The sequence below is a fragment of the Oceanibaculum pacificum genome (assembly GCF_001618175.1).
Taxonomy (GTDB): domain Bacteria; phylum Pseudomonadota; class Alphaproteobacteria; order Oceanibaculales; family Oceanibaculaceae; genus Oceanibaculum; species Oceanibaculum pacificum.
On record NZ_LPXN01000018.1, the window covers coordinates 1 to 9,728 of the forward strand.

The following is a 9,728-nucleotide window of genomic DNA, read 5'->3' on the forward strand; positions in this document are numbered from 1 at the left end:
AGGAACGAGCTTAGGCGAGGCTGGGTGAGGGGAGACCCGCGCCGGCCAGAGAGATAAAACGACAACGCCCGCCGGTGGGGACCGGCGGGCGCTTCAACTCTCAGCGTAGGGCAAGAATGCCGCGATTTTCGAAAGGGCGGAACCCTATCGCACTTACCGGCGCTATTTTTTTTCGTCCAGGAACAGCACGACCGAATAATCGCCGACCTCCTGGAAGCCCAGCGAGGAATAGGCGCGGATCGGCGGCCATTCCTTGCTGCGGCCGGTGAACAGTACGGCGTGGTTCACGCCGCGCTCCTGGGCGGCCATCAGGGCGCCGGCGACGCAATAGCGCGCGAAGCCGTTGCCGCGCAGCAGGGGCGGTGTCCACACGCCGCCGACCTGCACGATATCGCCGACCGTGGCGTTGAAGGCGGCATAGGCGACCGGCTTGTCCTCGCGCAGCAGCACCCAATTGTTATTCTCGGCGCAGAAGCGGGCGATATCGTCCGTCGCCTGGCGGCGCAGGGCCGGCGTGTCCTTCGCGCCGAGCTGGTCGATGGCGTAGGCGATGCGCCATTCCAGCATCAAATTCATCTCGCTTTCCAGCGGCGGGCGGCAGGTGACGATGCCGCGCTTCAGCGGATCCGGCACCTGCATCTCGGCGAGGTCGAGGGAGAACAGCCGCTCCTTGCTGTCGAGCCGCGTCTTGCGCGCCTCCATGCCCAGCGCCTTGCGGGCGGCGACCACCTGGACGCGCGGCCCCAGGAAGCCCTTCACCGACCGTCCGGTCGCCGCAACCACCGCCTTCGCCAGAGCGGCCGCATCGTCGGGGGCCTGCACGGCCACCATGCCGTTCCAGTAATGCGCCGCCACGCCGGCGATGCCGTCGGTGTCCAGCGCCACCGCGTAGGCGCCCTGGAACGCCTCGTCCCCATTGACCAGGCCGGAGCGGGCCAGGTTGGAACGCAGGAACATGGAGCTGTCGGCATGGCGCGCCAGGAACTTGTCCAGCGCCGCCGCATCGACCCGGCCAGCGCCGGAATCCATGCCCAAGATCACGATGTCACTCACCATCCGGTCGCCCTGATATCGGGGAAAATCGGCTCGATCATAGGGTGACCATAACTTGTCACCGGCACAATCGAAGGGGGATGTTTTGGCAATCTAAACGCCGCAAGGCTACCGTTCGCACGCATTTCCTTCGGGGGATCAGGTATTCCCAGGATGCAGGACGGCCGGCCCGATCTTCGTATTTGTGTGGTCGTTCAAGCGCATAGCAAGAGTTGCGAGGGCTTTGTCCTGTACCCGTTTGAGGGTCACATGGCTGCGCCCATCCATATCCTCCAGCCGCCGCCAGGGCACCCCCATGGCGCGCGCCCAAAGGATTCGCCGCGCGCCGGCCTCCAGCCAGAACAGCCAGCCCAGCGTCTCGTCCATCCGGCTGATCGCCGCCGGCCCGGGCGCGGCGGGACGCATGCCCGCACTGTCATAGCCATAGGCCTCGGCGCTGGATTGCACCACGTCCGGCCAGGCGCTCAGCCGCGCCTTCAACCGCGCCGAGGGCAAGCGCCGCAGCGCCTCCGCCGCCTCGGCCAGGCGGGCCTTCACGGCTTCGGGCGTCCAGAGGGGGGCGGTCATAGGGTCCTCCTTTCGGGGGTGAGGGGTGCGCGCACGTTCCCTACCGGCAGGCCCGCTCGATCAGCGGCAGCACGCCGGGATAGCGGATTGGCGCAGCACCCTCGGCCTGGCGAATGCGGTTGGCGGCGGCGACGATGCGGCGCAGATCGGCCGGGCGGCCATCCAGCAGGAACGCGCCGTGGCGCAGCGCCGCCGTGCGGTCGCCCAAGGTGCGGAAGGCCAGGCGCAGCGGCGGCGGCACGTCGCCCGGCTCGGCCGCTTGCTCCTCGGCGCGCTGGCGCAGCTCGGCCAGGCGATGGCGGTGATTGTGCCGCAGCTTGCGCACCTGGGCTTCGCTCAACCCGTATTCCTCGGCCAGGGCCTGGTCGCTCTCGCCCTCGGCGGCCTCGGCCAGCAAACGGTCGCGCGTCGACCGGTCGAGCAGCGGCTTGCCGCGCGAGACGGCGGGCAGCTTGCGGCGGACGACGATGACCCCGGTCATCCGGCCGGCCCTCTCGCCCTGCCCAACCCGGTCGCCCTGAGCAGGCCTGACGGAATAGATGGTGACGGCTTGCATTTTCATGGTTTGTTCTCTTAATGGCTGTAGGAGGCCCAGTCGCCTCGCCTGTTGACACAAGGCTAGGGCGAGTCCGGCATCCGCCTCAAGAGGATTTTTCTTACTTGATAAGATTTTTGTAAGCGGTAAAATCCGATCGCCATGAAACTCGACCCGATCCGCCGCACGCTGATCCAGCTCGTCGCCCTGCGCGATCCGCCGACCGACCTGAAGAAGGCGTCGCTGGCGATCGGGCGCAATCACGCCTATCTGCACCAATTCATTCATCGCGGCACCCCGCGCCGCCTGCCGGAGGATGCGCGCCACGCGCTGGCGGCCTATCTGGGCGTGCCGGAAGCCCGGCTGCGCGACCATCCGGCGGAGGAGGACGCCCCGCCGCAAATCGCCATCGAGCCGCCCGGCGTGGTCGCGATTGCGGAAGTGAAGGTGCGCGCCGCCGCCGGGGCCGGCGCGCTGGTCGAAACCGAGGAGGATGGCGGTCGCTGGCATTTTCCGCTGGATTGGCTGCGCCACGATCTGAAGGCCCGGCCGGCCGATCTGCGCATCATCACCATCGACGGCGATTCCATGGAGCCGCTGTTGCAGGGCGGCGACAAGGTGCTGGTCGACCTCAGCCGCACCATCCCCTCGCCGCCTGGCATCTTCGTGCTGCATGACGGTTTCGGCCTGGTGGCCAAGCAGCTGGAGCGGCTGCCCAATACCGACAGCATCAGCATTCGCTCCGCCAACCCGCGCTACAGCGCCTACGAACGCGCGGCCGAGGAAATCACCATCATCGGCCGCGTCATCTGGTTCGCCCGGCGCATGTAGGGCGCGGCGGCCGCCTTACACCGCCGCCTGGAAGTTCAGCGTCGGCATCAGTGTCAGCAGGCGCTGGGTATAGGGGTGCTGCGGGTCGGTGAAGAGCTTTTCGGTCTCCGCCACCTCGACGATCTTGCCGTTCTGCATCACCGCCACCCGGTCGCACATCTGGCGGATCACCGGCAGATCGTGGCTGATGAACAGCATGGTCAGCCCCAGCTCCTGCTGCAAATCCTTCAAGAGGTTCAGGATCTGCGCCTGGATCGACACGTCGAGCGCCGAGGTCGGCTCGTCGCAGATCAGGAAGCGCGGCCGGGTCGCCAGGGCGCGCGCAATGGAGATGCGCTGGCGCTGGCCACCGGAGAATTCATGCGGGTATTTCCAGGCGGCCTGGCGGCCCAGCTCCACATGCTCCAGCAAATCCTCGACGATCTGGGTCACCTGCTCCTTGCTCTCGGCCAGGCGGTGATGGCGGATCGGCTCGGCGATCACGTCGAACACCCGCATGCGCGGATTGAGCGAGGAATAGGGATCCTGGAAGATCATCTGGATCTGCCGGCGGAACGGGTCCAGCTCCTTGTCGGTCTTGAGATCGCTGACCGAGGTATTGTCGAAATAAATCTTGCCTTTGCTGGGCGTGTACAAGCCGGAGATCATGCGCGCGACGGTGGATTTGCCGCTGCCGCTCTCCCCCACCACGCCGAAAATCTCGCCATGCTTGATGTCGAAGGAGACATCGTCGACGGCGAGGAAATATTTCCGCCAGGACGGGATGATGGAATAGCGGCTGGTGAAGCGCATCGAGATATTCTCGCAGCGCACCAGCGGCCCGTCCTTCTGCACATAGTCACGGGACTTGCCCAGCCAGTGCGAGTGGATGTCGATATGCTGGTGCTGCTTCACCTCGCCGTCGGAATAGGAGACGCGGGGGAAACGATCCAGCTTCACGTCGGAACGCGGCACCGCGGCCATCAGGCTCTTGGTGTAGGGATGCTCCGGCCGGCCCAGCACCTGCTCGGTCTGCCCAAGCTCGACGATCTTGCCGCGATACATCACCGCCACCCGGTCGGTGATCTCCGCGATCACGCCCATATCGTGGGTGATGATGATGACGCCGACATTGCGCTCCTTGCAGAGCTTGCGGATCAGATCGAGGATCTGCGCCTGGATCGACACGTCGAGCGCCGTGGTCGGCTCGTCGGCGATCACCAGCTTCGGATTCACCGCCAGCGCGAGCGCGATCACCACGCGCTGGCGCATACCGCCGGAGAATTGGTGCGGGTACTGGTCGACCCGGTTCTCCGCATCGGCGATGCCGACCTCGTCCAGCATCTCGATGGCGCGCTTACGGGCGTCGGATTCCGACATGTCGAGATGGGTGCGCACCGTCTCGACAAGCTGCTGGCCCACGGTGAAGAGCGGGTTCAGGCTGGTCAGCGGGTCCTGGAAGATCATGCCGATCTTGCGGCCCCTGATCTTCTGCAGGGTCTGGAACGGCAGATTGTCGATCCGCTCATTATGCAGCGAGACCACGCCGCCGGTCATCCGGCCGGGCGCTTCCAGCAGGCCGATCACGGCGTTGCCGATGGTCGATTTGCCGGCCCCGGATTCGCCGACCACGCCGACGATCTCGCCGCCATTCACCTCCAGCGAGATGCCCTTCACCGCTTCCACGGTGCCACGGCGGCTCGGGAACTGGATCTTCATGTCCTGGATGTTCAGGAGGGCCATGCTCTTACCTCAGCTTCGGGTTCAGCGCGTCGCGCAGCCAGTCGCCGACCAGATTGACGGCCAGCACCAGCACGGCGAGCGCAGCGCCCGGGAAAATCGTGATCCACCAGGAACCGGAGAACAGATAGTCGCTGCCGACATTGATCAGCGTGCCCAGCGAGGGCTCGGTCGGCGGCACGCCCACGCCCAGGAAGGACAGGGTCGCCTCGGTCAGCACGGCGCTGGCGAGGCCCAGCGTGGCGATGACCAGGATCGGCCCCATCACGTTCGGCAGCACATGGCGCACCATGATGAAGAAGGGCTTCACGCCGATCAGCCGGGCGGCCAGCACATATTCCTTGTTGCGCTCGACCAGGGTGGAGGCGCGCACCGTGCGGGCGAACTGCACCCAGTTCGACAGGCCGATGGACAGCACCAGCACCAGGATGGCGAGGTCGGCATGCTGCGAGGGCGGCAGCACGCCGCGCATCACGCCGTTGATCAGCAGCGCCACAAGGATGGTCGGGAAGGAAAGCTGGATTTCAGCCACGCGCATGATGAAGGCGTCGATCAGCCCGCCCTTGTAGCCGGCGATCAGCCCCAGCGCGATGCCGATCACCATCGACAGCACCACGCTGGTGAAGCCCACGAACAGCGATACCCGGCTGCCATAGAGGATGGTGGAGAACACGTCGCGGCCCAGATTGTCGGTGCCGAGCAGGTATTTCGACATGCCCATCTCTTCCCACACCGGCGGCAGCTCGGAATCGAGCATGTCGATGGTGGCCATGTCGAACGGGTTGTGCGGCGCCACCAGATTGGCGAACACCGAGGCGCCGATCATCACCAGCGTCACCACCGTGGCCACGATGGTCACCGGCGAATGCTTGAAGCTGTGGAAGACGTCGCTGTCCAGGCCGCGCCGGAAGGCGTCGGCCATGCGCGCCAGCGGGGTCGCCGTCTTGGCCGTCAGTTCGCTATTGGCCATCAGTTGGCCCCCTTCGCCCGGTCGATGCGCAGGCGCGGATCGACCACGTAATACAGGATGTCGACGATCAGATTGATGACGACGAAGAAGAACCCGATCATCACCAGATACGCCGACATGATGGGAATATCGACCTGCCGGATGGCCTGCAGGAACAGCCGCCCCATGCCCGGCCACTGGAACACCGTCTCGGTGATGATGGCGAAGGCGATCAGCGAGCCGATCTGCAGGCCGGTGATGGTGATGACCGGCACCATGGTGTTCTTCAGCGCATGGCCGAAATGCACCGCCCGGTTGCTGAGGCCGCGGGCGCGCGCGAATTTGATGTAGTCGGTGCGCAGCACCTCCATCATCTCGGCGCGCACCAGGCGCATCACCAGCGTCATCTGGAACAGCCCCAGCGTGACCGCCGGCAGGATGATCGCCGACCAGCCAGAGGCGGTCAGCAGGCCGGTGCTCCACCAGCCAAGCTGCACCGTGTCGCCACGCCCGAAGGAGGGCAGCCAGCCCAGGATGACCGAGAACAGATAGATGAACAGAATGCCGATCAGGAAGGTCGGCAGCGAGACGCCGATCAGCGACAGGGTCATGAAAACCTTGGAGATGACGCCATACCGGTGCAGCCCGGTATAGACGCCCATCGGAATGCCGATCAGCAGGGCCAGCACGACGGACAGGCCGGCCAATTCCAGCGTCGCGGGCAGCCGCTCCACAATCAGATCCGACACGGGCCGCTTATGCTGGTAGGAAAAGCCGAAATCGCCGGTCGCCATGTTGCCGGCAAAGCGGGCGAACTGGACCACGATCGGATCGTTCAGCCCCAGCCTTTCGCGCAGCGCCTCGCGCTCGGCCATGGTCGCGTCTTCGGCCACCATCGAATTGATCGGGTCGCCCACGAACTGGAAGAGGGTGAACGCGATGGCGCCGACAAACAGCATCACGAACACCGATTGCACCAGACGCCCGGCTATGAATTTAAGCATGTATCGCCTTCGGTTCCGTCTTACGCCTTATCAGGCCGGCCACGCGGCGCCGGCACAAAATAAAAGGGTGCCTCCCTTATGCGGGAGGCACCCTCATCATGCCACCAAATTACTTGATGGTGACGTAATTGAAGTGGAACTGGTCGTCGGCGCGCTGGGCGAGCTCGACATTGTCCCGCGCGGCCCACACCACCGACTGCTGGTGCAGCGGCACGTAGTACGCGTTCTCATGCATGATCTGGTAGGCTTCCAGGATCAGCTTGTTGCGCTTGTCGGTATCGGTCTCGGAGACGATCAGGCCGGTGATCTCGTTGATCCGGTCGTTCTTGAAGTCGCCGTAATTGACGCGGCCGCGGCCGGTGCTTTCGTCCCAGGACGCCATCAGATTATACAGCACGTTGTGGCTGTCGAAGGTGCTCGGGGTCCAGCCCAGCATGTACAGCGCGAAATCCTGCTTCGGACGGTTGATGTCCGAGAAGTACTGCGCGTTGGGATAGGCCCGCATGTTCACCTTGATGCCGACGCGCGCCAGCATGGCGGTCATCGCCTGGCAGATCTGGGCGTCGTTCACATAGCGGTCGTTGGTGCAATCCAGGCGGGTCTCGAAACCGTTCGGATAGCCGGCCTCGGCCAGCAGCTTCTTCGCCATCTCCGGATCGTACGGGTAGCGCTTCACCTGATCGGCCAGCGGGAACAGCTTCGGCGAAATCATGATCGAGGTCGGATCGGACGAGTTCCGCATGATGCGGGTCTTGATCAGCTCGATGTCGATCGCGTGGTAGATCGCCTTGCGGACCTTCACGTCCAGATACGGGTTCTTGTCCGTATTGGTGCCCAGCGCCTTCTCGCGGAACTGGTCGAAGCCGAGGAAGATGGTGCGCAGCTCCGGCCCGCTGATGACGCGCGTGCCCTTGTTGCTGTTGATCCGGTCGATGTCCTGCAGCGGGGCCGGGAACATCATGTCGATTTCGCCCGACAGCAGCGCCGCGACGCGGGTGGCCGCCTGCTGGATCGGGGTCATCGTGACCTTGGTCAGATTGTGCTGCGGCTTGTCCCACCAATTGGGGTTCGGCTCGAACACGGTGCGCACGTCGGCGGTGCGTTCGGTGATGATGAAGGCGCCGGTGCCGTTGGAATTACGGCCGGCATAGCTCTCCACGCCCTTGGTCAGGTTGGTGGGAACGGTGGCGTTGTTGGCCTCCGACCACTCCTTGTCCATGATGAAGAAGGTATCCCACTGCGACATCATGATCGGGTCGGGCTTCTTGGTCACGAAATCGACCGTGTAGTCGTCGACCTTGATCGCTTCCGCCACGCCGGCGACACGGTCGCGCAGGTTGGAATCGACATGGTTGATGCGGTTATAGCTGAAGATCACGTCGTCGGCGTTGAAGTCGTTGCCATTGTGGAACTTCACGCCCTTGCGCAGATGGAAGCGCCAGCGGGTCGGCTCGACCATTTCCCACTTGGTCGCCAGCGACGGCTCGATCTTCAGATCGGGCGTGCGGCGGATCAAGCCTTCATAGACGTTGGACAGCACCGAATAGGTGAAGGTCACATTGTGACCCATCGGATCGAGCGAGGCGGTATCCGAGGAGAACGCCCAGCGCAACTCCTTGGCGCTGGCCGGAGCCGCCGCCAGCCCCGTGGCGAGGACCGCCGCAAGGGCCGCGGCCGAAAGAATACGTCGTCGCATGAGAGAAAGCCTCCTGTTAACCCAAAGAAATTATTTTGTAATCAATCTGCTAGAGGGCACTCTCGGTTTCTTGCCCCTCGCCTACAGACTGCTCGACTGGTGGATCAAAGCAGGGGGCGGCCAACGATGTCAACACACCTCACCAATTCCTGATTAGGGCTTCTCCACAATCTGCTGCTGTTAGTATTCTTTACATATTTCCTGCTCCAACATGCCAATACCGCGGCGTTGCGGAAGGAGCAGGGTTAATTACAGTCTCCAAGCTGCCGCATCCCGCCCGCCAAACCCGGAAAGAAAAATCATGACCGCCGCTCCCGCAGAACGCCCCAGCCGGATTTCCACCACGCTCGACTTCACCAAGGACGGCAAGCAGACCGGCTATCTGCGGCTGCCGCATTCGGTGCATCGCTCGGCCTATGGCTGGCTGCCGATCCCGGTGGTGTGCATCAAGAATGGCGACGGGCCGCGCGTGCTGCTGCTCTCAGGCAATCACGGCGACGAATATGAGGGCCAGGTGACGCTCAGCGAGCTGGCCCGCACGCTCCAGCCCGAGGATATCAAGGGCCGCATCATCATCCTGCCGATGGCGAACTACCCGGCGGCCCATGCCGGCCTACGCACCTCGCCGATCGACGAGGGCAATTTGAACCGCGCCTTCCCCGGCAATGCCGACGGCACGCCGACGCCGATCATCGCGCATTACATCGAATCGGTACTGCTGACCGATTGCGACTATATGGTCGACCTGCATTCCGGCGGCTCCTCGCTGCATTATCTGCCGACCGTGGTCGGCCGCCAGGGCCGCACGCCGGAGGAAAGCCAGAAGGTCTACGATCTGATGAAGATCTTCGGCGCGCCCATCGGCTTCATGTTCCCGGCCGGCACCGAGGACCGCACCTCCACCGCGGCGGCGGCGCGCAAGGGCGTGATCTCGATCCTGACCGAGATGGGCGGCAGCGGCACGGTGACGCCGGATATCCTGAAGATCGCCAAGCGCGGCGTGCGCCGGGTGCTGGGCCATATCGGCAGCCTGCGCAACCCGACGCCGGATTTGTCCGAGCCGCTGCCGGTGCGCCTGACCCGCGCCAACAGCCAGGACTGGTTCGTCTACGCCACCGAGGATGGGTTGTGGGAACCGCTGGTAGATCTCGGCGACGAGGTGCAGAAGGGCCAGCCCGCCGCCCTGATCCATTTCCCCGAGACGCCCTGGCGCGAGCCGGCCGAGGTCTGCTTCGACGAGTCCGGCATCGTGGTGTGCAAGCGCATCCCCGGCCGCACCGAACGCGGCGACTGCCTGTTCCACCTGGGCAGCGACTTCAGCATCTGAGGCGGCGGCGTCCCGCCGGGAGTACGCCGCCCGATGCTTCGAGACGC

9 protein-coding genes are annotated in these 9,728 nt (G+C 64.5%); 2 read left to right on the forward strand and 7 right to left on the reverse strand.

Features of this window, described 5'->3' with window-relative positions; translation table 11 throughout:
• Nucleotides 1-162 precede the first annotated feature (162 nt).
• From AUP43_RS02145 to AUP43_RS02155, 3 genes are all read right to left on the reverse strand, one after another.
• Nucleotides 163-1,056: a GNAT family N-acetyltransferase gene (locus tag AUP43_RS02145; protein WP_067552028.1), complete on the reverse strand. Its 894-nt coding sequence runs from the start codon at nucleotides 1,054-1,056 to the stop codon at nucleotides 163-165.
• A 135-nt stretch (nucleotides 1,057-1,191) separates the two neighbouring features.
• Nucleotides 1,192-1,620 carry a DUF6362 family protein gene (locus AUP43_RS02150; protein ID WP_067552030.1) on the reverse strand — a complete coding sequence of 143 codons (429 nt, stop codon included), beginning with the start codon at nucleotides 1,618-1,620 and terminating at the stop codon, nucleotides 1,192-1,194.
• Nucleotides 1,621-1,660: 40 nt separating this feature from the next.
• Nucleotides 1,661-2,182, reverse strand: coding sequence for a hypothetical protein (locus AUP43_RS02155; protein WP_157089192.1), 522 nt, complete (start codon nucleotides 2,180-2,182; stop codon nucleotides 1,661-1,663).
• Nucleotides 2,183-2,317: 135 nt separating this feature from the next.
• Here AUP43_RS02155 and AUP43_RS19525 point away from each other — a divergent pair, with 135 nt between their 5' ends.
• Nucleotides 2,318-2,986 (forward strand): S24 family peptidase, encoded by a 669-nt coding sequence (locus AUP43_RS19525; RefSeq protein ID WP_067552034.1) that lies wholly within the window; start codon nucleotides 2,318-2,320, stop codon nucleotides 2,984-2,986.
• A 15-nt stretch (nucleotides 2,987-3,001) separates the two neighbouring features.
• Here the strand turns inward: AUP43_RS19525 and AUP43_RS02165 are convergent, their stop codons facing one another.
• The 4 genes from AUP43_RS02165 to AUP43_RS02180 all read right to left on the reverse strand — a co-directional run bounded on the left by AUP43_RS02165 (nucleotide 3,002) and on the right by AUP43_RS02180 (nucleotide 8,354).
• A complete protein-coding gene (locus tag AUP43_RS02165; protein ID WP_067552035.1) occupies nucleotides 3,002-4,708 on the reverse strand; it encodes an ABC transporter ATP-binding protein in 1,707 nt (568 codons plus the stop codon).
• A gap of 4 nt (nucleotides 4,709-4,712) precedes the next feature.
• On the reverse strand, nucleotides 4,713-5,675 hold the full coding sequence (locus AUP43_RS02170) for an ABC transporter permease (protein WP_067552036.1): 963 nt from the start codon (nucleotides 5,673-5,675) through the stop codon (nucleotides 4,713-4,715).
• Nucleotides 5,675-6,658, reverse strand: coding sequence for an ABC transporter permease (locus AUP43_RS02175; RefSeq protein ID WP_067552037.1), 984 nt, complete (start codon nucleotides 6,656-6,658; stop codon nucleotides 5,675-5,677). Before AUP43_RS02175 ends, AUP43_RS02170 begins: the two co-directional genes overlap by 1 nt.
• Before the next feature lie 109 nt (nucleotides 6,659-6,767).
• Nucleotides 6,768-8,354 carry an ABC transporter substrate-binding protein gene (locus AUP43_RS02180; protein WP_067552040.1) on the reverse strand — a complete coding sequence of 529 codons (1,587 nt, stop codon included), beginning with the start codon at nucleotides 8,352-8,354 and terminating at the stop codon, nucleotides 6,768-6,770.
• Between the two features lie 301 nt (nucleotides 8,355-8,655).
• Here AUP43_RS02180 and AUP43_RS02185 point away from each other — a divergent pair, with 301 nt between their 5' ends.
• Nucleotides 8,656-9,681 carry a succinylglutamate desuccinylase/aspartoacylase family protein gene (locus AUP43_RS02185; RefSeq protein WP_067552043.1) on the forward strand — a complete coding sequence of 342 codons (1,026 nt, stop codon included), beginning with the start codon at nucleotides 8,656-8,658 and terminating at the stop codon, nucleotides 9,679-9,681.
• Nucleotides 9,682-9,728: the final 47 nt, after the last annotated feature.

Excerpts from the sequence above, each read along its gene's own strand:
- AUP43_RS02145 (WP_067552028.1), bottom strand. The coding sequence starts at position 1,056 with ATGGTGAGTGACATCGTGATCTTGGGCATGGATTCCGGCGCTGGCCGG.
- AUP43_RS02150 (WP_067552030.1), bottom strand. The coding sequence starts at position 1,620 with ATGACCGCCCCCCTCTGGACGCCCGAAGCCGTGAAGGCCCGCCTGGCC.
- AUP43_RS02155 (WP_157089192.1), bottom strand. The coding sequence starts at position 2,182 with ATGAAAATGCAAGCCGTCACCATCTATTCCGTCAGGCCTGCTCAGGGC.
- AUP43_RS19525 (WP_067552034.1), top strand. The coding sequence starts at position 2,318 with ATGAAACTCGACCCGATCCGCCGCACGCTGATCCAGCTCGTCGCCCTG.
- AUP43_RS02165 (WP_067552035.1), bottom strand. The coding sequence starts at position 4,708 with ATGGCCCTCCTGAACATCCAGGACATGAAGATCCAGTTCCCGAGCCGC.
- AUP43_RS02170 (WP_067552036.1), bottom strand. The coding sequence starts at position 5,675 with ATGGCCAATAGCGAACTGACGGCCAAGACGGCGACCCCGCTGGCGCGC.
- AUP43_RS02175 (WP_067552037.1), bottom strand. The coding sequence starts at position 6,658 with ATGCTTAAATTCATAGCCGGGCGTCTGGTGCAATCGGTGTTCGTGATG.
- AUP43_RS02180 (WP_067552040.1), bottom strand. The coding sequence starts at position 8,354 with ATGCGACGACGTATTCTTTCGGCCGCGGCCCTTGCGGCGGTCCTCGCC.
- AUP43_RS02185 (WP_067552043.1), top strand. The coding sequence starts at position 8,656 with ATGACCGCCGCTCCCGCAGAACGCCCCAGCCGGATTTCCACCACGCTC.